The following is a 23,120-nucleotide window of genomic DNA, read 5'->3' on the forward strand; positions in this document are numbered from 1 at the left end:
ACCTGAAGCAGCTTAACAATGCTTGCCGGGGTTGTATCAGCACAGATGCGCAGAATGCCAACGGTACAGAACCATCAATTTCGCATCTGTACCGGTTCAAAAATCATATTTTATATCTGTATTGATTGCGCTTGTCTATCTACACTGCCATTCTGAAAATGCATTCAGCCGGCGCGCAGCGCCGGCAAAAAGGAGAAAGCAATGCCGCTGGAGCAATTATTGGCACTGATCGGTTTTGTGGTGGTAATGACCGGCACACCAGGGCCCAACAATATGATGTTGCTGGCATCGGGCGCGAATTTCGGATTCCGCCGCTCCATGCCACATATCGCAGGCATTACCGTCGGCTGTCAGGTGTTATTGATAGCGGTGGCGCTGGGCATTGGACAATTGCTGATACGATATCCCTTGCTGGGTCTGGTATTGAAGATTATGTGCGGTTTTGCACTGATTTATCTGGCCTGGACCCTGGTGCGTCCGACCAAAGTGCTGCCGGCGTCAGGTGAGGTCAAGGTGCCGAAGCCTCTGACCTTCTGGCAGGCAGCCATGTTTCAATGGGTCAACCCCAAGGCGTGGCTGATGATGATTACGGCGATCGCGACTTATACCCAGCCAGCGGCGATGATCAGTAGTCTTGCGGTAATAGCTTTGTTGTTTGTTGTGGTTGGCATGCCCTGCATCAGTGTGTGGAATCTGTTTGGTGCGTCGCTACGAACGTTTTTACAGGATGCGCGCCGTGCTCGTATCTTCAATATCAGTATGGCAGTGTTGTTGCTGGGCTCGATGTACCCGCTGCTACAATAGGACTGGCTACAGCCAGACCCGGGAGTCAATCATGAGCAATCAAAATGACAGTTGGCTGGTGTACGCCAAAACCATGGCAAACTATAACCAGCAGATGAACACACGGTTATACGATGTCTGCACGATGCTGCCAGATGCCCGGCTCAAGGAAGACAGAGGCGCATTCTTTAAATCGATTCATGGCACGCTCAATCATATTCTGCTGGCGGACAAGGTATGGCTCGGCCGCTTCACCAACGATCCGTTTGCGGTGTCATCGCTGGCGCAGGAACTGCACGCTGATTTCGTCGGGCTCAGGCAGGAGCGAGAGCAGCAGGATCAGCGTATTGTCGACTGGGTAGCGGATTTGCGGGCAGATATTTTTGGTGAGGACCTGACGTACGGGCCTGTTACCAGCCCGACACCCAAGACTTTGCCGATGTGGCTGGCCGTGACCCATTTTTTTAATCACCAGACCCATCACCGGGGACAAGTGACGACGCTGCTGTCCCAGATGGGCATAGATCCGGGTGTCACTGATCTGCCGTTCGTGTGACTTCCTGGCAGCCCGGCCCGCTGATCGAGCTTCGCCCGCCGGCCAGCGGGCTTACCCTGATCTGGGTGCCGATGCGTTCCTTCAGGGCAGAGACATGAGAAATCACACCAATCAGTTTGCCTTCCTGCTGCAGGCTGCTCAGCGTTTCCAGTGCTGTATCCAGAGCGTCTTCATCCAGCGTGCCAAAACCTTCATCCAGGAACAGCGAATCGACGCGTACATTGCGACTCGCCATGCGCGACAGACCCAGTGCGAGTGCCAGCGATACAATAAAACTTTCCCCGCCGGACAGATTTTTGGTTGAACGCACCTCGCCCGCCTGATAATTGTCGATGACATTCAGGTCCAGTGGTTGTTCCTGATCGCGCTGCAACAGGTAGCGGTCGGTCATTTTCTGTAATTGGACATTGGCGTGCTGAATCATCAATTCAAAGGTCAGGCCCTGGGCGAAATTTCGAAACTTCTTGCCGTCATTGGAGCCGATCAGTACATGCAGGCGTCGCCAGCGTTCAACTTCAATTTTCTGTTGGTCAATTTTTTCGGCAAGCGTCTGTTGCTGGTGGCGGGTATCGTCATTGTCTTTCAGGCGCTGCCGTAGTGCGCCCAGCTTCTCGCGCAAGGCACTGACGACCGCTTCCTGGGACTGCCATTGTTGGTGTATCTCGTCGAGTGGGCGGTTGGTCAGAGCTCTGGTCAGAACCTCATCCAGTTCCTCCCGGTTGCGTGCCAGTGCGCTGCGCAGCTCAATACCTTTTTGTAGCAATGCCTGCGACCTGGCTTCCAGCGCTTTACGTTCGGGCTCGGGGAGCAGGGCGCTGACGTACGCCTGTTCACTGTCGAAATGATGTTGTTGCAGTGCCCCGATAAATTCGCGCTCCGTCTGTTGCAGTTTTTCCGCACGTGCCTGGATATTTTTTTCATGCGTCTGAGTTTGTTGTTGCAGATGCTGATGCTGGTCCCGGGATTTCTGGAGTTGCTGCTGTGCTGAAGTCAGCGACCTTTGCGCCTCGTCGACGCACGCCTGCAAACGTTCTTCTTCCTGATTCGGGTCCTTGTCCTGCAACAGGTCATGTCGCTCGGTTTGCAATGTCTGCAATTTCTTTTGTTGTTGTTGCAGGTCATCGCGCACCTCAACTGCCTCCCTGATCAAGGTAGCCAGGTTCAGGTCGCGCTGACAGGTTTTGAGCGCTGCGTCCAGGTCGTCGATTTCCTGCAGTGTTCTGGTGATCTCGTGTTTGCGTTTTTGCAACACCTGCAGACGCTCTGTAACTGCCTCTGCGCTGTTGTCAACGTTAAGCCGCTGACAAGCATCCTGAATCTCCTGCGCGAGAGACGCCAGGATTTGGTCAATCTGCCTGCACTGAATGTCAAGATTGCTGATGGTTGTGCTTTGCTGGATCTTTATGGCGTGTGCCGTGTTGCGAGCCGCCTCGCTGGCATTTACCTGTTTTTCCAACGCCCGGATTTGTTGTGACAGGCCGTCGATATCCATGTTCGGTGCATGATCGGCAAAGGGGTGGTCACTGGCACCACACAATGGGCAGGGTTCGCCGACTTCAAGTTCAGTGCGCATGGCTTCCAGGTTGATAATGCGTTGCTGCAGGTCACGCTGATTCTGCAGAGACCTGAGTGTGGTCTTGTGAGCAGTCAGTACCTCCTCTGCCTGCGCCAACGTATTGGCGCTGCGAACCAGCTCGGCCTGGTTTTGTTGAATATCCTTTACCAGTTGTTGATGTCGCTGCACCTGTTGTGTCTGTTCTGCCATGCGCTGGCGCAAGGTGTCAGTGTGGGTGATCTGGTCGCCCAAGGCATCAAGCTGTTCTCGCCATTGAGCGGGTCTGCTGCCTTGTGTGATGTTGTCGAGTTGCTGTTGTGCCTGAGCCGCTGCTTTTAGCGCATGTTGGTAGTGTTGTTCAGCCTGCTTGTCATCGGCAAATGTTGCCAGATCAAAGTTCGCTTTGTGTTGGCGCACGGCGAACAGCTTCTCGTCCAAAGTTTTCTGTCGAGTCTGCAGGCCAACTTGACCATCCGCCAGGCGACTGTCCAGCACATGCACTTTTTTCAAAAGCGGCCGCGCCGATTCCAATTGCTGTTCGGCGACTGTCAAGGCTTTGCCAAGTTGTTCGACCTGGCCTCGTCGGGTTTCCAGCAACGCGGTCAGCCCCGGCAGTTTTGCCTGGTCCAGCGCCATGGCTTGCTGTTCTTGCTGTTGATCCTCGCGCAAATTGATCAGGGTGGCATAAGTTGCGCTCAATTCGAGCGCGCGCGTAGCGTCTGCCAGCCGTTCGCGCTGATCTTTGAAGGCATTGTCCTGTTGCTGCCAGGTTTCCAGCGTCTGCGCCAGTTCCGCTCGCTGCTGCTCCAACTGCAGACAGCGCTGTTTCCACTGATGCTGCTGCCTTAGCGTATCCGCCTTGTTTGCTTCTACGCTGAGTTGTTGGGTGAGTGCGGACTCGTCTTTGCGTATTTCGGCTTCTGCTTCAGGCGAAAGCAGGCGCATGCCATCCTGCTTTGCCATTAGCATATTTAACTGTTGATCCTCCCGGCCCCGACATTCATGCACGGTCATGGAAATGACGCTGTAAATGGCGGTGCCGGTTATCTTTTCCAGGATGGGTGCGCGGTCATCAGCACCGGCGCGCAGGAAGGCATCAAAGCCACCCTGTGCCAGCAGCATGGATTGGGTGAAACGCCCGAAGTCCATGCCGGTGATCTCTTCGATACGTTTAGCAACGGTGCCAAACTTACTGTCAATGATTTTCCCGGATTCCGCATCGGCGATTTCATGTTTCGCCGCCTGCAGCTTACCGTCGGCCTGTTTGCGCGCCTTGTGCTGCGACCAGTGGGCGCGATAACTTCCATTTTGCGTGCTGAAAGTCACTTCGGCAAAACAATCGCCGGTTTGTCGGGTCATGATTTCATTGCTGTTGGCGGTGATGTCGCCCAAGCGTGGGGTTTGCCTGTACAGGGCCAGGCACATGGCATCAAGCAAGGTGGTTTTGCCGGCGCCGGTAGGGCCGGTGATAGCAAAAATACCATCGCTGGTGTAGGCCGGATCGGTGAAATCTACCTCCCATTCGCCCGCCAGGGAATTCAGGTTCCTGAACCGGATTGCCAGTATCCGCATTGGTGTGTAGAGCTCCTATCGCCTGTTTTGCCAATGCTGCCAAAGTAGCACGCCCCATAGCAGAATGGCACCGCCCAGATGCCACGGCAGGGGCAGCGGTGCCCACATCAGCAACCAGGCGGCAGTTGTCAGCATCACGGCCTGTACCGGATTGAGTGCGCGGGATGCCCGCCATTGCAGGAGCGCGCACAGAGCGTAGAGGCCCATGGTCGCCCAGATAAATATCTCAATCCGTTCAAGCCAGCTGCCGGTAATCAACGGCGAGTAGGCGAACAGCAACGGCACCAGGTACAGACCTTTGGCGAGCTTCCAGGAAGTCATCGACGTTGCCATCGGTCTGGAGCCGGCAATGGCTGCGGCGGCAAAGGATGCCAGCGCGATTGGAGGCGTGACGTTACTGTCCTGCGACAACCAGAAAATTATCAGGTGTGCGCTGAGCAACATGCCAGTCAACAGCTCCGGGCTTAACAGCTCAGCGCGCAATAGCTGCCGCATTTCCAGTGGCATTTCACGCAGGGCAACCATGGCGTCGCCACCAAACAGATTCAGTGTGGCCGTGACACTGGCTGGCAGGTCGGGGGCCATCAGGGCCTGCAACAGTTGCTCCTGCGCAATCAGGTCAAACAGGATGGGCGCGGACAGTGTCGCCAGTACAATATACGAGGCGGTTACCGGTAATCCGAGACCCAGCACCAGCGATGCCAGAGCGATCAACACCAGGGTAATCAGCAGGCTGCCATCGGCCCAGGCCACAATCATCAGCGAAAATGCATTGCCTACGCCGGTTGTCACCACAACATTGACCAGAATACCCACCGCGACCAACAGCAGCGCCGTCGACAAAGCCGTTCTGACCGCGTCTACTGTCGCTTCAAAAATATCATTCCATTTCATGGGTGTGGCCGACAGCCATGACGAAACAATCACAGCTGCGATGGACACGGCTGCGGCACGAATCGGCGTGTAACCAATGACCAGCAGTGTGATCAGGATGCCCAGGGGGATCAGAAAATGCCATCCCTGTTTCACAAGTTGCCAGATACTTTCATGATCGCCTTTCTGATCGACTTTCAACCCCAGGCGCTTGGCTTCAATACGCACAAAATAAAACACTGTCAGGTAGTAGAGCATTGCCGGCAGCAGCGATACGGCAATGATGGTCTGGTAGGGAATCTGTGTGTAACCCGCCATAACAAATGCACCGGCCCCCATAATCGGGGGCATCAGTGCGCCACCGGTGGAGGCGGCGGCTTCGACACCTGCGGAAAATTGCGGGCTGAAGCCGGAACGTTTCATCATCGGTATGGTGATACAGCCGGTAGACACGGTATTGGCAACCGCAGAGCCGGACACCGAACCCATCAAACCGGAGCCAATGACCGCCACGATGCCAGCGCCACCGGTAAAACGTCCCGCCAGGCAGCGGGCAAAATTGACGATAAAATCGCCCGCACCGGAGCGCAACAGAAAGGCACCGAACAGAATGAACATAAAAACAAAGGTGGCAGAGATATTGGCCGTGGTGCCGAACATGCCTTCTTCACCGAAGTAACTGCGATACAACACGGTCTCCAGGCTCAAGCCGGGGAACGCAAACACACCTGAGATGTAGCGGCCCATGAACAATATATAGCTGAGTGCAACGGCAATCAGTATCGGCATGAACCAGCCTGTTGTGCGACGGGTAAACTCGGCAGCCAACAAAACCGCAATGCCGGTAACCAGATAGTCTGACCAGATAAACTCTGCCTCGCGTGCATACAAGGCATCTTCAAACAGCATCAAATAAGCCGGGACCAGCACCGCCAGAATTGCCAGTGCTACATTAACAAGCTTCATCACCAGGCCTGGACTGGCTCTGTCCACACTGGCTTCATTGGCGGACAAGGCGCACAGTGCTGCGAACCCGCCAAAGTGAATGGCAGAGAACCACAGTTCCGGGATGGCGGAGAAAACGTTGACGTAGACGTGAAAGAGGGCAAAAAGAAAAGCAGCCCATTTGAGCAGTGGGTGTTTCATGAATAGATTCTGATGTTTGTCCAGCTGCAGTTGCAGCGCCGCTACTCCGAGCCAATGCGGCCAAAAGTGCTATATCCTCCACCACTCTTGCACCCTTATCAAGAGATATTTAGCTGGCTGAAGGCGCTGCTCTGGACACGCATGATTGACTGGTTCATTGGGCATTTCAGGATGTGTAAAGCTCGTGTCGCCCGGTTACCTAGTCCGCGCGCCCATCGGACTCCTGCACTCGTGTCAGCACATCCTGATAAAGATGCAGTAGTTCCGGGCGCTGCTCATCGGGTACCTCATGGGCATCCAGACAGCGCTGGAACACATCCTGCGGGCTCAGATCATCCAGCGTCTGCTCAGTGTCCTGAGCCTGCAGAGTTTGTGCGGTGATTCGCTGATTTTTAACCCGCAACAGGGTAATCAGTCCCTCCTTGTCTTCGGTCAGGGCTTCCAGCAGTTTTTCGCGCAAATCCGGCACAATGTCCTGGCCGGTATAAACGATTTCTACCCAGGTGGATTCGCCTTCCCTCAGCAAGGCCTGCAATTCAGTCTGCAGTGTGGCAAGACTGCCGCTGAGCTGGCGTAGACGCTGAAAACACGGGATATCGACCTGCTCGATGGTCGCCTTGCCATCATCAAAGGCAATCACACACACTGACTTTTGCTGCCGGGCTTCGCCAAAGCCCATCGGCAGCGGGGAGCCGCTGTAGCGGATATGATGTTTGCCGCCGACCGGCTGCGGCACATGCAGGTGACCCAGCGCCACATAATCCAGTGACGCCGGGAAGATATCGGTGCCGACATGGGCCAGTGACCCCACGTACAGGTCGCGAACGCCATCGCCCTCTACTTTCACTGCGCCGGCCGTCCACAGGTGGCCCATGCCAACCATGGGGATCCTGCTTTTATGCTGTGTTTCAAGCCGCGCACGCTGGGCTTCAGCCGCCCCGGTCACTGCCTGGTAGTGGTCACGAATCCCTTCGAGCAGCTTTTGCTCTTTGTCATCTATTGTCTCGCCCGCTTCGGCCGTGCGCACATCGCGGTCGCGCAGATAGGGCACCGCACAGACCATCAGTGACGGCTGGCCGTTGGTGTCGTCCAGGCACAACACTTCCTCTGCCGGGTCGTCGGTTTTGGCGCCGACCACGTGCACATTGAGCACCTTGAGGAGCTCACGCGGCGCATTCAGGAAGGTGGGTGAGTCATGATTGCCGCCAATGATGACAATATGGCGGCACTGGGTGTCAGCCGTCCGGCGCAGAAAATCGTAGTACTGCTGCATGGCACGGTTGCTGGGCGCGGTGGTGTCAAAAATGTCACCGGCAATGAGCAGCACGTCGATCTGTTGCTCGCGCAGCGTGGTCAACATCCAGTCGAGAAAGGCGTCGAACTCTTCGTAACGCCGCTGGCCGTAAAGGCTGCGGCCCAGGTGCCAGTCGGAGGTGTGTAATACGTTCAGTGTCATGGGTGGTCCGTGAATTGTCTACAACCGCATGATAGCAGCTTGATAACCGACCTGTACCCATCAGCCTCTCCAGTGCGAACGTGACACGAGTCAGGAACGAACCCTCAGAACGTTACCTGCAGAACTTCTGGCCCGGGGAAATGCATGTCCCGTCATAGGGTTTCACCTTATGGGCAGTTCACTTCTTGATGCCTACCATCAGAATTGTCCCTCGTTTTAACAAAGGAATTCCTCCATGGCGATTTTGGGCGGAAAAGTCGGCTACAACATATTGAGAGCTTACGCAGGCAATGGCGTAAAAGTTGGGCTTGCGACGGCGACCGCCTACGAGAACAAAAGCAAGTTGCAGACTCTCATGGGAAAAGACTTTCTCTCTGATATCAAAGGCAAAGTCGTCATTGATTTCGGATGCGGAACCGGACTAGAAGCGATAGAAATGGCGGAAAACAACGCTCTCAAGGTTATCGGGGTAGATATCCAGGAGAGGTATCTCGAAATTGGCCGAGCAAGAGCGGTTGAAAAAAAATTGACTGACCGATGCCATTTTACAGTCAGCCCGGAACAGCCAGCCGATATTATTGTTGCTTTGGATTCATTCGAACATTTTGACGATCCGGCACAAATTCTTCGCACCATGCACGAGATGCTTAAGCCCGGTGGGCGAGTCCTGGCGTCGTTCGGACCGACATGGTACCACCCCTATGGCGGGCACCTGTTCTCAGTATTTCCGTGGGCTCACCTGATATTCTCGGAAAAGGTTCTGATCAAGTGGAGGTCCGGCTTTAAAACAGACGGCGCCACGCGATTTGAAGAGGTCGAAGGTGGGTTGAATCAAATGACGATACGTCGATTCGAACGCCTGATAGTTGACAGTCCCTTCGAGATTGAAGAACTGGCGTGTGTCCCGATCAGGAGTATAAGAAGGTTCGCGAATCCGCTTACCAGAGAATTCACGACCTCGATTGTGCGGTGTAAACTTAGGGCAAAACAGACTACTGTAGCTCGCATGTTTTCCAGTCCGATCGACGAATAGGTCATTGCCCATTAACTAAACAATTTAGAAATGGGCTCTGATCCGTATCCAGCATCCGCTCTGAACAGGCGTCGAACACTTCGTCACAACGCTGGCCGTAGAGGCTGCGGCCAGGGTGCTGTCAAAGGTGTCGCCTTCAAGGTCTTGCCTCAAGCCAGCTTCAGCGGCAGCCGCGTCAGCCTTTGCCCGGTCGCATCGGCCAGGGCATTGGCAACGGCTGGCGCGATCGGCGGCGTCCCGGGTTCGCCGACGCCGCTGGGCGCGTTGGTCGATGGCAGGATATGAGTTTCTATCACCGGCATCGCGTTCATGCGCAGCACTTGGTAATTATGGAAGTTGCTCTGGTCGACAATGCCATCGGTCAATGTCAGCTCGTCCTGCAGGGCCGCCGACAAACCGTAGGCAATGGCGCCTTCAACCTGCGCCCTGACAATACTTGGGTTAACGGCGATACCACAATCAATCGCAGCGACCACACGCTCCACTTTGAAGCTGTTGCCCTGCACCGAAACTTCGGCGACTTCTGCCACCGTCGATCCAAACGAGGTATGCACGGCCACGCCGCGGCCCCAGCCTGCCGGTAGCTCTTTTGTGCCCCAACCGGCTTTTTCTGCCGCCAGCTTCAGTACCGCGGTTTCACGCGGGTTGTTGGCGAGCAGGGACAGGCGGTACTCCACCGGATCAATTCCAGCGTTGCGCGCCAATGCGTCAATAAATACTTCTTTGCTGAAGGCGGTATGCGTATTGCCTACCGAGCGCCACCATTGCACCGGTATGCCGACTTCTGTGGTATGCAGTTCGACCCGGCGCTCCGGTATATCGTAGCTGAACTCGGTAAGCCCTTCGACTGACGTATTGTCGATACCATTGGACACCATCATGGCCGCCATCGACGTGCCTGCCATGATCGACTGACCGGCTATGCGCGCCTGAAAGGCCGTGGGTTTGCCCTGACTGTTTAATGCGGCAGAAAGTTTGTGCGCATACGCTGGTCGATAGAAACCACCCTGCATATCATCTTCGCGCGACCATACCAGCTTCACCGGCGTATCCGGCAACTGTCGGGCGATGCGAACTGCCTCCAGTACATAGTCTGCCATCGGATTGGCGCGACGGCCAAAACCCCCGCCGGCAAAGACGGTATTGATTTTCACATCCTGCGGCTGCACGCCCAACAATTGTGCCACTGCCATTTGATCGCCGGTGGCGCTCTGGCAGCCATACCATAACTCCGCGCTATTGCCCTTGACCTGCGCAACGCAGTTCACCGGTTCCATTTGTGCGTGCGCCAGGTACGGAAATTCAAAAACCAGTTCGACTTTGTCACTGGCATCGGCCAGAGTCGCGGTTGCGTTGCCATGTTGCTCGGCAATGGCCCCCTCAGTATCCAGCAAGTCGCGGTATTGTTGCAGCAGGGTGTTGCTGCTTCGGGTTTCGGCACGGGATTCATCCCATTCGATTTGCAACAGCTCTCTGCCTTTGGTGGCTGACCAGTAGTCGTCTGCAACCACGGCAATGCCGGTGTCAATTTCAAATACCTGGCGCACGCCTTTGCGTGCCAGTGCCGCTGAGGCATCAAAGGATCTGACGCGGGCGCCGAAACGCGGCGCGTGTGCCACTACCGCAGTCAGCATGCCGGGCAGTTGCACATCCTGGGTGTAGATGGCAGTGCCATCGTGTTTGCCGACATCTTTGCGCAGCGTTGATTCACTGCCGATCAGCCGGAACTGGTCGGGTGTCTTTAATACCAGGGAGTCGTTGGCCGGCGGTGTCTGCTGGGCGGCATCCATTGCCAGTTCGCCAAACGTGGTGCTGTGCGAACCATGAGACACAACGCCATCGCGGACGCTGATTTCGTCGGCAGATACCTGCCAGCGTTGGGCTGCAGCGGATACCAGCATGGCTTTGGCGGCGGCGCCAGCGCGGCGCAGTTGCATAAAGCTGTTGGCCATGGCGGTGCTGCCGCCGGTGCCTTGTTGGCCCATCAGCAAGTTGGCGTATTTGGCGGTGTCTACCGGCGCATGTTCGCAGACAATCTGTGCCCAGTCGGCATCCAGCTCTTCTGCGACACAGGTGGCCAGACCGGTGTAAACACCCTGGCCCATTTCCAGATGTTTGATATAGATGCGCACGGTGTTGTCGGGGGTGATGCTGACGAAGGCATTGTATTCCAGTGCCGTGTCGGCAACTGAAGCAGCCGTGGCCTGTGCCTGCGCGCCTGCGCTGAGGCTGATACCAAGGGTAAGCCCGGCTGAGCCTGCGGTTGCAACTTTCAGGAAGGTTCTGCGACCGGTGTCAACGTTGGCGTTCGCTGTGTTGGCGAAAAATCGATTGATGTTCATCAGGCGGCTCCTCCGGCATTTTTCATCTGGCTGGCGGCCATCTTGATGCCAGCCTTGATGCGTGGATAGGTACCGCAGCGGCATATGTTGCCGGACATGGCGGCATCAATATCGGCGTCGCTCGGCGCATTGTTCTGCTCCAGCAGCGCGGTGGCCGACATCACCTGACCGGACTGGCAGTAGCCACATTGTGGCACCTGCAACTCAACCCAGGCGCTTTGTACCGCCTGGGCGGCCGGTGAGGCCAGGCCCTCGATGGTGGTGATGTTTTTATCAACGGCGTCTGCTACCGGCAGTACGCAGCTGCGGGTGGCCACGCCGTCAATATGCAGGGTACAGGCGCCGCACTGGGCCATGCCGCAGCCGAACTTGGTACCGGTGAATTTCAGGTGGTCGCGCACGGCCCAGAGCAGCGGCATGTCGCCGTCTACGTCCAGTTCGTGCTGTTGTCCGTTGATCGTGAGAGTGTAGGGCATGAAGCCTCCTGCGGCTGGCGCATGGTCGCGGTGAAGTTGTTTAAGGCAATGATACCGTGAATGGACCTGATGCCGATAGCATGACGGCCGTATCGTCGCTCCGGGGGCGCCATAGCCTGGCCGGAGCGCGATGAAAAGAACGCGGACGGGTCAGAGCGCGTCCAGCAAGGCCTCCCCAACCGGCGTCTGTGTCATCAGAACAGACAACTGGTCGTACTCCAGGCCACCGGAATTGTCGTAGTCCAGCATGGTGAAGGTCTCCGCCAATTGTGGACGCATGCCCTCAGGCATTTCGCTCAGCGACACTTTGCCATCGAGATTGGTGTCCATAAAGCCAAGTGCCAGACTTGTCATGAAGTGAGCTTCGGGATCCACGTCGGGGTCGGACTTAAAGTCTGACTCTTTGCGTTCAGTGTAGCGATAGGAAATGCCGCCGTACAACATTTCTTCAGAGGTTTGTTCACCCCAGCTCACATCCCGCTCAGGGTCCGGGTTGCTGAGATTGTTTGCCGAATTATCATAGACTGTACGATGGATGATCATGGTGCCAGCTGGCACGTTTTTGGGTTCCTCGAACTTAAAGTAGCGCTGCCAGTTAAAATCGTAGTTGGGTGAATTTAGCACCAGCTCTTCGCTGCCGTCCGGATAACGGAAACTGAAGCGGGAGGCCTTACCGCGATAGTGTGCGTGCGGGAACAGGGCGTAGACCACCGCGTCGCGCTGGAGCTGATAATACGCCGTTTCCTCATGTTCGCGGGCACCAGCCGGTATTTGTAACTGTGGATTAATAATGGCGTAATGCTGCAGCACATGCTCAGGCGCCTCATCGGCAAAATACAGACCGATACGCGTGGCATCGGCTGATTCACGGCCATAGGTCGTGTAGTGCATTTGTGCATAGACGGAACTGTCAGCCGGTACATAAAGACCGGTGCCCTGTGGGTATTCGTAAACTTCATTGCCGGGCACAAACGTCATCAGTTGCGGGTCAGTCAGCGCATCGCCGTCGTCCGCGTTGTTGTCGGGAGAGTATGGTCCGACCGTGGCGATCACATGGTGAACGGCCTGACGGTCACCCGGAATAATCTGCACGGCGCGCACCCATTTGGATTCCTTCAGAGGGTTGGGCACGGCAAAATTCTCGTAGTCCAGCACGCCGGTTGCTGGCACCATAAAATTCGGCAGGTCGATGATCAGGTCGGGCTCCCCCAGGGCCCAGGCGCTTTCGATGGCGGTAACCTCATGCAATGGGTCGGGGCCGTCGCCGCGCGGGGCACCGGCATCTATCCAGTTCACTATTGTCTGCTGCTCGTCAATCGACAGGCTGATGTCGTGTGCGAAACTGCCAGTCTCAGGATCGGCGTGCCAGGGCGGCATGCGTTTGGTAAGGATGGTTTCACGAATCATGGGTGAGAAGCCCTGCACCATGGCATGGCCGGTCATGGCCCAGGGTCCGATGCCGCCGGGGCGGTGACAGTCGACACATTTCTGCATCAATATCGGCGCCACGGTGTTGCTGTACGAGATGTTTTTGTAGGCTTCGCGCGCGGCGGCGTCAGGCAGGTCGAGTTTTTCGCTGTTGTACGTTGCCGGCATGTCCAGTGATGCCACTGTGTTGGTTTCGCCTGCCGCGAATTGGGTCAGCACATCAGCGACCGGGTTGGTGCTGTCGCCGGGCTGGCCGGTGACCGGCCCGCGATACAGCACCTGCCAGCGTTTGGTATCGACAACCAGTGCCTGGCCGGCATGGGTCAGCCCCAGAGCCCGGGTTACCAGTTGCGCGCGGTCGTCGAGGACGGGCAGGTCAAGTCCCAGCGCCTGCATGTCAGCGCGCACGGCATCACGGCCTTCCTCGGTGACGGCGTTGATCAGGAAAATTCGCACGTCGCTGAAATCGTCTTTCAGTGCCGCCAGGGCTCGCGCTGATTCCGCCACCAGCGGGGAATTGTTGCGGTGTGCCAGCAGCACCACGGCGGAGGCATCGCCATGATAGTGCAGCTCCATCGCCTCGCCATGCTGGTCTATCAAGGTGAAATTGGTGACGCGTTCATCTGCATGGGCGGTGCTCACCGCCAGCCAGATCGATATCACACAGAAAAGTATGCCGCGCAGCCAGCGGTTGGGATTGGTTGATATCATTGCGTTTCTCCAGACAATGTTGTGAATGCTTTCGTGAGTCATGGTAGCGGAGGGTGGCAGGGCGGCGCTGCCTTATATCGAACTGGCACACACTATTTTGCAGATTTCAGAAATGCTCAGTTTTCGCACTATTTTGTTTTATTTCAGGTTGTTACGCTGACTGTATCCGAGTTCTCCGGAATTGTTCAGGTTTTTCGGCAAATTTGTGTTTCAACCATCACCGCCATCGTTCAAAATTGGTTGCGCTTGGCATTGAGCTGTCAGCTACCCGTCCATTTGGCTCGAGTCCGCTTTCATGAACACAGCGACGATCATTATTTCTGCGATGGCCATTTCACAGTTCGTGTTTCTGGCGGTGCATTTTCTGATTCACTACCGGCAATCCATGGGCAAACTGGTAGCCGCCTTTTCGGTGTGTACCATTGCGTATCTGCTGAATGAATCCATGGGTCTTGAGGACGGCTCGCTGACAGATATTGTTCTGGACGTCATGGCCACACTGGCGCCATTTTTACTCTGGCTCATCGCATCAAAGTTGTTTATTGATGAACGGGAAAAACAGACGCTGGCCTGGCTGGCAATAGCACTGTGCTATACGCTGGATATTGTCAGCGCAGCAGGCTTTGTCGGAAATGCCATGAACGGTTCGAACACAACTGTCTCGTTCACCGTCTATTTTGTGCCGCAGCTGATTCTGCTGGGTTTTCCACTGCACGCCATTTATATGGCGATACGCGGTTATGACTCTGACCTGCTTGAGGAGCGCAGAACGTTCCGCCTGGCTTTCATTACCGGTCTGGGTGTGGTGGTTATTTTTATTGTGACCTGCGACATTCTCAATGATGTCCTTCAGGATGGGCTTGCTGGCGGCGGTGCTCCGTATGTCATCCTGGCATCATTGTGTCTTTTTCTGGTTGCGCTGATTTTTAACCTGGGGTTGGTTCAGTCGTCGAGCGGCGCATTGAACCGCGTCCTGGCGTACGAGACAACTGAACTGGCAGCCGAGCCGGGCAACCATACTACTGATACCCTGGATGTAAATCTGGTGCAGGCAATTGAGCGAGCCATGCAGGACGAACATCTATACCGTGAAGCCGGACTGACCATAGCTGATCTTGCTAAACACGTTGGCGTGTTGGAGTACAAAGCCAGGCAATTGATCAACAAGTCAATGCGTTACAAGAATTTTAACCAGTTTCTCAATAACTATCGGATCAAGGAAGCATGTCAGCTGATCCACAGCACAAGATTCCCTGTCTCCCGCATTGCCATGGATGTGGGCTATTCGTCGCTGTCAGCATTCAATCGGGCGTTTAAAGAGCGAACGGGCAGAACACCGTCGGAATACCGAAGGCAACAGGGAAGTTGAAGTCAAAGCGGTATTGGCGTGTCGCCGCTGATTTGGATAAACTGCCGGGCAGGTCGCAGAGCACCCGGGCCGGAAGCAAGGAGGAGATTCCGTGCAGATAGTCCCACAAACCCTATTCCCCAGTCTGGTATGGACCACCCTGTTTGATGATCGCGAAGGCTTCAACGCGCAGATGCTGGAACTTGCGTATCAGTTGCGTGAGCAAGATCCGGACGGCGTCGCAAATTCCAACGTCAATGGTTGGCAAAGTCCCAACATTCTGCAGAACCTGCCTGAATTTGAGGATATAAATCGCAGGATTCTGCAGGTGTGTCAGCGTATCGGGGAGTCCCAGGGGTTCAAGCCGGGCACCCGTTACAGGCATCAGGCCTGGGTCAATATCAGCCCGCCGGGCGCATTCAATAGTGTTCACTACCATGCCAACTGCCATTTCAGTGGCGTCTATTACGTCAGCCTGCAGGCGCCTGACTGTGGCAGCATCTACTTTCGGGATCCGCGCGTGGCCTCCAGAATGCTGACCTATCCCGTTGATCAGGCGACTGATTTCACCACCAGCGAGGTGCGCATGCGACCTGAGGAGGGGCGGCTGTATGTGTTCCCCGGCTGGCTGGAACATGGTGTCGAAATCAACCACAGCGACAGTGACCGGGTCAGCATCAGTTTTAATGTGCTGGCCGGATCATTCACATAACTGATGATATAAAACACTTCCAATTATATATATGCGCTGCTAGAGTCCAGTTTGTAACATTGTGTTACTTAATGGAGAGTCGGCATTACTCCGCCACTAGTTTGGGGCGAGGCATCCGAAGTTAGCCAAGTATTTGCTTTGCTCCTCGTATCTCAATAATTCCAATAAAAAGGAACGAGCTATGAAGAACCGCATTCCCCACAAGCGCAGCTTGCTGTGCACCGCAATCACCCTCGCATTAGTCCCTCTGGCAAGTCATACACAAGCCCAGAATACGCAGGATCAGGAAATCGAAGAAGTCGTTGTGACCGGTACCTTTATCCGACGCAGTGAAGGTTTCAGCCAGGCATCCTCGGTAACCCAGGTCACCGCTGAAGATTTGATAGACACAGGCACACTGAACATGGGTGAGGTGATTCAAAACCTCAGCTTCGTTAATGGCGCGGCTTCCTCGACCACCAATACCATCCAGGGGACAAGCTCCCTCAGCAACTCCGTTGACCTGCGAGGTCTGGGTGCAAGCTCGACGCTGACGTTGCTTGACGGCAAGCGGGTGGTGGATGAGAACCTCAATAACATGATCCCCACCATCGCCATTCAGCGCCTGGACATCGTGGCTGACGGCGCCGCCGCACTCTACGGCAACGAAGCAGTGGCCGGCGTGGTCAACTTTATCCCGTATAAGTCCTATGACGGTTTAAAGCTCGATGTCTTCTCGGAGCAGGATTCTCGGGGAGACTACGAAGAACATTCCGTGCAGGCATTGTGGGGTGAGCAAATTGGCCCCCTTGATGTTGTCCTGGCGGGCCAGTTCCGTACCAACAGCCGCCTTGCCTGGGACGAGCGCAACAAGCTGACCAATTCCGGCCTGGTGCTCTCCAGCAATGCACCCGGTAACTGGTTCGTTCCCGAGCGTGACGCCAGCGGGCAATATACCGGCAGCCGCTCTTCCGCCGTCGACCCGAACTGTGCACCTGCCTCACAGCGTACCGATTACGTGGCAGGTGCAAACAATAACCCCACCGGGGCGCGTTTGGGCAGCAACTGCTACTTCGACTTCGGTGATACCCGAAGCTTCCGCGAGCCCCAGGACATCACACAGTACTTCAGCAACATCACCTGGGACGTAGACGACGACCTGACACTGTCTCTGCAGGCCTATCGCACCCGGTACCACTCGCTTACCTATACATCCACATCCAACCCCGGGGACTCCCGCGTCCCTGAGCTTCCGACTGTACGCGGCGAAATTCCCGGTAACCCCTTCCGCGCGGTCAATGCCAATAATCAGCCGTTGTTCGGCGTCGATGCCAATGGCGACGGTGTGCCCGATCGCGGTACGCAGGATCTTAACAACGACGGTTGGATGGACGCCATCGTCGCTGGCACGGCTGCCGGCCCCGGGCTGGTTCCTTTGTACGAGGATGTCCAGGCACGCAGCCTGCGTCCGATCAACAAAACCCATACGCCCTCTGATGGACACACCTCGGATATGGACAACCTGGGTAGCTGGACCGACCGGGTCAGTCGTTACTCGTTCCAGGCTGACTTTGCCGTGCCGTTTATCGAGGGCTGGGAAGGTATGGCGGCCTACTCCTACAGCGAGGCGGAACTGAAGTTCATGTCGAACCAGAACTACTCTTTTTCAGCCATGGTACAAGGCCTGAACTGCGACGTGGCCAACGACCGCGAGGCCTGCTACAACCCCTTCATTGTGGTGGACGAGTCAACCAATAACACCAAGGACGTGATGAATGCGGTTGCAGGTCGAAGCTACGAGTACACGCGGGACACGCTGTCTACCGTCGACATCGTGCTCAACGGTGAAGTGCCTCTTCCCGGTGGCTTTGAACTGCCTGGCGGCATAATCGGCGCCGCCGTGGGTTTCCAGAACCGCGCCAACAGCTATCGCAACACACCCTCCCTGCAGGAGATCCGTGGCGATACCTTTATCGGTACCGCCGCCACCGAAGGGGTTACCAGCGGTAGCCGTGAGGTGGATGCGTACTTTATGGAACTGGCTATCCCCGTTCTGCCCTCCGTCGAGATTGAAGCCGCAGTGCGGCATGAGGATTTCAGCACCGGGCAGAAGTCCACCGACCCCAAAGTCGGCGTGACCTGGGCGGCCACCGACTGGCTGACTCTGCGCGGCACGATGGGAGAGGCGTTCATCGCACCATCCCTGGAGCAACTGCTGGATCCGGTCACCTGCGCTCTGAATGAAGTCACCGACCTGTTCGGCCCTCACTCGGGCTTCACGGTTGCCTGTGGCGGCGGTAACCCGACCCTGGAAAACGAGTCGTCAGAATCAAGGCAACTGGGCATTGACCTGGACTTCGATCAATTCGATTTCAGTCTCACCTGGAACGAGACCGATTTCCAGAATCGTATTGTCGGCACTACCGGTCAGCAAATCGTGAACGAAGACTTCCAGGACTTCAAGGACTGGTCCGGTTTTGCAGGCGACGGAACGCCAGGCAACAGGCCTACTGCTGCGCAGCTGACGGACTGGGTTAACAGCGGTCTGGCCAATGCGTCCATCGTTCGCGATCCGAACAATATCCAGGCGATTCTGCAGATAAACAACACCGGCAGTGTCAACGCGGAAACTGTCAAGGTGACAGCCTACGATATCCAGTCGAACTACCGGTTCGGCTTCAATGACTGGGGTGACTTCCGCATTGGCCTGCAGGCAACGTACATCGATGAGTTCCTGTTCCAGGCCCGCGCCAGCGATCCTGTCTCGGACGGGGCCGGAATCCAGAACGACGGAACTGGCGCCGCACCGGCGCTGCCGGAGTGGAAAGTCAATCTGACTATGGGATGGTCGAGGGGCGACCACTCCATCGTATCGACGGTTCACTACGTCGACGATATGATCTACGATGGTCCGACATTCGGCCACATAGACTTCTTCGGCGGCACCTATCGTCCCGGTAATATTGTCGAAACCGGCATCAAGGCCTGGACCGACATGGATATCGCCTACACCTATCGTGGACTGCAATTGTTCGATGGTGAACTGGCGATGAGTGTCGGGTCACGCAACGTGTTTGACCGTGAAGCACAGCGTACGCCACAACTGGCTGGTGTGCTGGGTGAATTGCAGGACCCGATGGGGCGTTCAATCTATGCCCGTATGGTCTACGACTTCTGACGTCAACCGGAACCGGTGCCAGGGATGGCACCGGTAACTGAGCATGGCCCTGATGTTCTGATTCGCGCTACACTCCCGCTAGTCATGGAGTAAAACAGCCGATGCAGAACACAGCTCAACGCAGCATTCAACACGCTCTGGAACAGATACAAAGTGCCGTGCTGGGCAAGGATCAACAAATCCGCCTGGCACTGTGCTGCCTGCTCAGCGGCGGCCATCTTCTCCTGGAAGATCTGCCAGGTATGGGCAAAACCACGCTGGCGCACGCGCTGGCCGGGGTGATGGGACTGTCGTTCCGGCGCATCCAGTTCACCAGTGACCTGTTGCCAGCCGATATACTGGGCGGATCGGTGTTCGATCCATCCACTGCAAAATTCCACTTTCATGAAGGCCCGGTATTCTGCCAAGTGCTGATGGCCGACGAGATCAATCGTGCCACGCCGCGCACCCAGAGCGCCTTGCTGGAAGCCATGGAAGAAGGGCAGGTGTCAATGGATGGCGAGACCCGGCCCTTGCCGGAGCCGTTTTTTGTCATTGCCACCCAGAACCCTTCTGAATTGGCCGGTACTTATCCGTTGCCCGAGTCACAGACTGACCGCTTTTTGATGTGTCTGTCGCTGGGATATCCCGATCGCGATGCCGAGCGCCAGTTGCTGGCCCGGCCTGATCAGCGCCTGAAACCCATGCCTGTTGCACCCTGCCTGTCAGCGGCTGATCTGCAGCAGTGGCGGCAGCAACTGACCCAGATACATTGCAGCGATGCGGTGCTGGACTATATTCAGCGACTGATTGAGTTTTCGCGTCAAAACCAACGCATTCAGCTGGGCCTGTCGCCGCGTGGCGGTCTGGCCATTGTGCGGGCGGCGCGCTGTTATGCGCTGATGGCCGGGCGTGACTACGTGACACCTGATGATGTGCAGGCGGTGTTTCCGGCGGTGGCTGATCATCGTTTGAGCTCGGATGAGCAGACCAATCTGGCTGCCCTGACCGACAGAAAGGCGGACAGAAAGGCCGACAGAGAGACCGGCACCGCGACCGGCACACCCACCCCGGAGCACAGGACCCTGGCGCAATGGATACTGGCATCCGTCAACGTGCTGCCGGTCTGAGGCAGCGCTGGCAACAGTTGTTCTCGCAGGCGCTGGCAAAACGCCAGGCCCGATGGCTGGACCGGCGTGTGCCCCCGGCCACCAGTCTGCAACTGGGTCAGAAAACCATCTTCATTCTGCCCACCTTTCAAGGCGCGCTGTTTGCGTTGGGCGCGATTGTGGTGATGATCATTGCCATTGCTGAACGCAATCCGGTGTCGCTGTTTTTGTCTTCCCTGTTGTTGAGCCTGTTTCTGCTCAGTCTGGTGCTGTGCTACCGCAATCTGAGTGGTCTGCGTCTGCAGGCGGCGCACGTTGATCCGGTCAGTCCGGCGCAACGCTGTTTTGTCGGTGACTCGGCGACATTTACGCTGACAATCCAAGCTGCCGGTAAACACCGCAGGCATCAGGATCTGTGGCTGGGTCTTGCGGCTGATGCCCTGCAGCCGGTGTCTGTGCTACCTGGCGCTGTAACCACGGTCGCGTTGACATCTGCCGCCGTGCAGCGTGGCCTGATGTCAGCGCCACGGCTGATACTGCGCACACGCTACCCGGCCGGTCTATGGCAGGCCTGGAGCCGCCCGGATCTGGCCATGCGTGCGCTGGTGTATCCGCAGCCGCAAATCTGCGCGTTGCCTGCCGCTGCGTTGCGAACGTCTGCCAATGCCGTTGGTCAACAGCTTGCCGGTCGGAACAGTGGTGTCGACGACTTTGTCGGCCTGCGTAACTACCAGGCTGGAGACCGCCAACGTCACATTGCCTGGCATTCGCTGGCGCGCGGGCAGGGCATCAAAACCAAACAGTTTGCCCGCGAAGCCGAGCCCGAGATTCTGCTGTCGTTTGATCAGTTCCCCGGACGCGAACCAGAGGCAGTGCTGTCCTGCCTGTGTTTTCAGGTGCTGCAACTCAGCCGCCATGGCCTGCGTGTGGGTTTGCAATTGGCCGGTGGTGAAAGCCGTGACACAACCTTCAAGCCGGGGCAGGGCGATGCCCACAAGCACACTTTGCTGCGGGCGTTGGCGTTATGGACATGAACATGCCGACGGCAAGTCGCAGCACCCACTCTGGCGCCAACCCGGATCTGGTGATACCCGCCACATTGATGGCCGCGATTGTCCTGATTCTGCCGCCGCTGCAGACCCAGCCCTGGTGGCTGATATTACCCTGTCTGATCTGCCTGATTCTGCGCTGGCAGCTGTTTGCGTTTGTACTGCTGTTCGCCAGTATGAGTTTTGCCGATAGCTGGGCTACTGGCGGGTACTATTTTGTGCTGAGTGTGTTGGTGTTGATGCGCCTGCACAGTAATCCTGTAGCCAACAGCCTGACCCAGGTGGCCGGCGCCTTGCGGCAGATTGTCCTGGCCATACCGATTTTGCTGGTGATCTTGTTGTTAATGCTGGCCGCTGGTGCCCGCTGGTCCGAGCGCAGTTCACCCGACCGTGCCACCACTGGCGTCAGTGAAACCATGACACCCGGCGCGGTCAGCGAACTGGCCAATGACAACAATCTGGCCATGCGCGTCAGTTTCACGGAAGGCGACCGCGCTGAACGCTTGCAGCCGCAGGATCTGTACTGGCGTGGTCTGGTACTGGAAGCGTTTGACGGTCGCAGCTGGTCACGCAGCAATCGTCTGGAGTTCGACCTGGACCCGGTGCCTGACGGGGTGCCGGCCAATGAGCAACTGCGTTATCTGGTGACCCTGGAGCCTGCCCGCCAGTTCTGGTTGTATGGTCTGCATCAGGCCTACGTCATGCGCCCGCAGACTTACCGCGATGCCCGCGGTGTGCTGGTGACATCCGACATGATCCGCCAGCGTGTCCGCTACCCGGTCACCTCCATCCCCCCGCAACCCGAATTGACACTGGACGCAGACACCCGTCAACGCAATCTGGCATTACCCACCAACAGTAATCCACAGACCCGGCAATGGGTGCAAGCGTTGAGGTCACAGTACACAAACGACCGGTCATTAACCGATGCCGTGCTGCGTCAATTTACCGAGCAGAATTTCTACTATACGCTGACGCCCGGACAGAACAGTGAACAAAGCGTGGACGATTTTCTGTTTAGTACCCGCCAGGGTTACTGTGAACACTACGCCAGCGCGCTGACCTTTGTGCTGCGCACCGCCGGTATTCCTGCGCGTATCGTCGCGGGCTATCAGGGCGGCAACTACAATCCCATCACCGGCCACTGGAGTGTCTATCAGTACAATGCCCACGCCTGGGTTGAAGCCTGGTTCCCCGGCAGCGGCTGGCAGCAACTTGACCCTACCCGTTACATCGCGCCCGAACGTATTCAGCTGGGTATGGATGCCTGGCTGTCGTCCCTTGACACTTCCCGCGACCCCGGCGTTGACCGCAACACCCGGCTGCGCCTGCAACTGGCCGCCATCCCCGGCTACCAAAGCGTCCGTAACACCCTGGACGCACTGCAATACGGCTGGAACCTGAGCATGTATGACGATCAGGGCAATCTGCGGACTGAAGACCTCAGCGACTGGCTTGACGGTCAGGGCCTGGGTAATCTGCCGGTGTGGCTGCTGGCTTTGCTGTTGGTCGCCGTGGGTGTGCGAGCAATGTGGAGCGGGCGGCGGGGCAGACAAAAATTGTCGCCGGCGATGCGAGAATATTTGCGGCTGGATGCGAAGTTGCGCAAGCAAAGTCTAGGGCGGGAGCCGGGGGAGACGATTGCTGCGCATTTGGGGCGAGTGGGTCAGGCGCAGCCGGATAGTGATGTGAACTGGCAGCGTTTGGCGGCGGTTTTGACGGCGGCAGAGTATGGGCATGCGGCTGGTGATGATGGCTATAAAGGATTCATCAATAAATGAACAGGATCGTTGTTTTTGGAAAACCCGGTCGTGCAGCAAAGATACGGATGTCTA

The 23,120-nt window shown here is 56.6% G+C and carries 14 protein-coding genes and 1 pseudogene; 9 read left to right on the forward strand and 6 right to left on the reverse strand.

Annotated features, from left to right (window positions below; translation table 11 throughout):
- Positions 1 to 201: 201 nt before the first annotated feature.
- Both WD071_RS16065 and WD071_RS16070 read left to right on the forward strand, forming a co-directional pair.
- Positions 202 to 804, forward strand: a complete 603-nt coding sequence (locus tag WD071_RS16065) for a LysE family translocator (protein ID WP_368049416.1) — start codon at positions 202 to 204, stop codon at positions 802 to 804.
- 31 nt (positions 805 to 835) lie between these two features.
- On the forward strand, positions 836 to 1,339 hold the full coding sequence (locus tag WD071_RS16070) for a DinB family protein (protein WP_368049417.1): 504 nt from the start codon (positions 836 to 838) through the stop codon (positions 1,337 to 1,339).
- Here the strand turns inward: WD071_RS16070 and WD071_RS16075 are convergent.
- The 3 genes from WD071_RS16075 to WD071_RS16085 form a co-directional block, all read right to left on the reverse strand.
- Entirely contained in the window at positions 1,317 to 4,466 is a 3,150-nt protein-coding gene (locus WD071_RS16075; RefSeq protein WP_368049418.1) for an AAA family ATPase, read from the reverse strand. The two genes, WD071_RS16070 and WD071_RS16075, sit on opposite strands and share 23 nt — an antisense overlap.
- 15 nt (positions 4,467 to 4,481) lie before the next feature.
- Complete coding sequence (locus WD071_RS16080) at positions 4,482 to 6,485, reverse strand: TRAP transporter permease (protein ID WP_368049419.1); 2,004 nt, start codon at positions 6,483 to 6,485, stop codon at positions 4,482 to 4,484.
- A gap of 199 nt (positions 6,486 to 6,684) precedes the next feature.
- Positions 6,685 to 7,941, reverse strand: a complete 1,257-nt coding sequence (locus WD071_RS16085) for an exonuclease SbcCD subunit D C-terminal domain-containing protein (protein WP_368049420.1) — start codon at positions 7,939 to 7,941, stop codon at positions 6,685 to 6,687.
- A 235-nt stretch (positions 7,942 to 8,176) separates the two neighbouring features.
- On the opposite strand from WD071_RS16085, the gene WD071_RS16090 reads away from it, so the two are divergent.
- The gene (locus tag WD071_RS16090) at positions 8,177 to 8,974 is read left to right on the forward strand and encodes a class I SAM-dependent methyltransferase (protein ID WP_368049421.1); all 798 of its coding nucleotides are present in this window, start codon (positions 8,177 to 8,179) and stop codon (positions 8,972 to 8,974) included.
- Between the two features lie 149 nt (positions 8,975 to 9,123).
- Here the strand turns inward: WD071_RS16090 and WD071_RS16095 are convergent, their stop codons facing one another.
- The 3 genes from WD071_RS16095 to WD071_RS16105 form a co-directional block, all read right to left on the reverse strand.
- Positions 9,124 to 11,316, reverse strand: a complete 2,193-nt coding sequence (locus tag WD071_RS16095) for a molybdopterin cofactor-binding domain-containing protein (RefSeq protein ID WP_368049422.1) — start codon at positions 11,314 to 11,316, stop codon at positions 9,124 to 9,126.
- Positions 11,316 to 11,792, reverse strand: a complete 477-nt coding sequence (locus tag WD071_RS16100) for a (2Fe-2S)-binding protein (protein WP_368049423.1) — start codon at positions 11,790 to 11,792, stop codon at positions 11,316 to 11,318. The genes WD071_RS16095 and WD071_RS16100 overlap by 1 nt, the downstream gene beginning before the upstream one ends.
- 150 nt (positions 11,793 to 11,942) lie before the next feature.
- A complete protein-coding gene (locus tag WD071_RS16105; RefSeq protein WP_368049424.1) occupies positions 11,943 to 13,931 on the reverse strand; it encodes a redoxin domain-containing protein in 1,989 nt (662 codons plus the stop codon).
- Positions 13,932 to 14,226: 295 nt separating this feature from the next.
- Here WD071_RS16105 and WD071_RS16110 point away from each other — a divergent pair, with 295 nt between their 5' ends.
- From WD071_RS16110 to WD071_RS16135, 6 genes and pseudogenes are all read left to right on the forward strand, one after another.
- Positions 14,227 to 15,300 (forward strand): helix-turn-helix domain-containing protein, encoded by a 1,074-nt coding sequence (locus WD071_RS16110; protein ID WP_368049425.1) that lies wholly within the window; start codon positions 14,227 to 14,229, stop codon positions 15,298 to 15,300.
- Positions 15,301 to 15,391: 91 nt separating this feature from the next.
- On the forward strand, positions 15,392 to 15,991 hold the full coding sequence (locus WD071_RS16115) for a TIGR02466 family protein (protein ID WP_368049426.1): 600 nt from the start codon (positions 15,392 to 15,394) through the stop codon (positions 15,989 to 15,991).
- Between the two features lie 181 nt (positions 15,992 to 16,172).
- Positions 16,173 to 19,148: a TonB-dependent receptor gene (locus WD071_RS16120; protein WP_368049427.1), complete on the forward strand. Its 2,976-nt coding sequence runs from the start codon at positions 16,173 to 16,175 to the stop codon at positions 19,146 to 19,148.
- A 101-nt stretch (positions 19,149 to 19,249) separates the two neighbouring features.
- A pseudogene (locus WD071_RS16125) lies at positions 19,250 to 20,101 on the forward strand (AAA family ATPase); the annotation flags it as partial.
- 119 nt (positions 20,102 to 20,220) lie between these two features.
- Positions 20,221 to 21,270: a DUF58 domain-containing protein gene (locus WD071_RS16130; RefSeq protein ID WP_368049428.1), complete on the forward strand. Its 1,050-nt coding sequence runs from the start codon at positions 20,221 to 20,223 to the stop codon at positions 21,268 to 21,270.
- Positions 21,271 to 21,272: 2 nt separating this feature from the next.
- Positions 21,273 to 23,066, forward strand: a complete 1,794-nt coding sequence (locus WD071_RS16135; RefSeq protein WP_368049429.1) for a DUF3488 and DUF4129 domain-containing transglutaminase family protein — start codon at positions 21,273 to 21,275, stop codon at positions 23,064 to 23,066.
- The last annotated feature ends 54 nt before the right edge of the window (positions 23,067 to 23,120 follow it).

It is taken from the genome of Pseudohongiella sp., from assembly GCF_040877505.1.
GTDB lineage: Bacteria > Pseudomonadota > Gammaproteobacteria > Pseudomonadales > Pseudohongiellaceae > Pseudohongiella.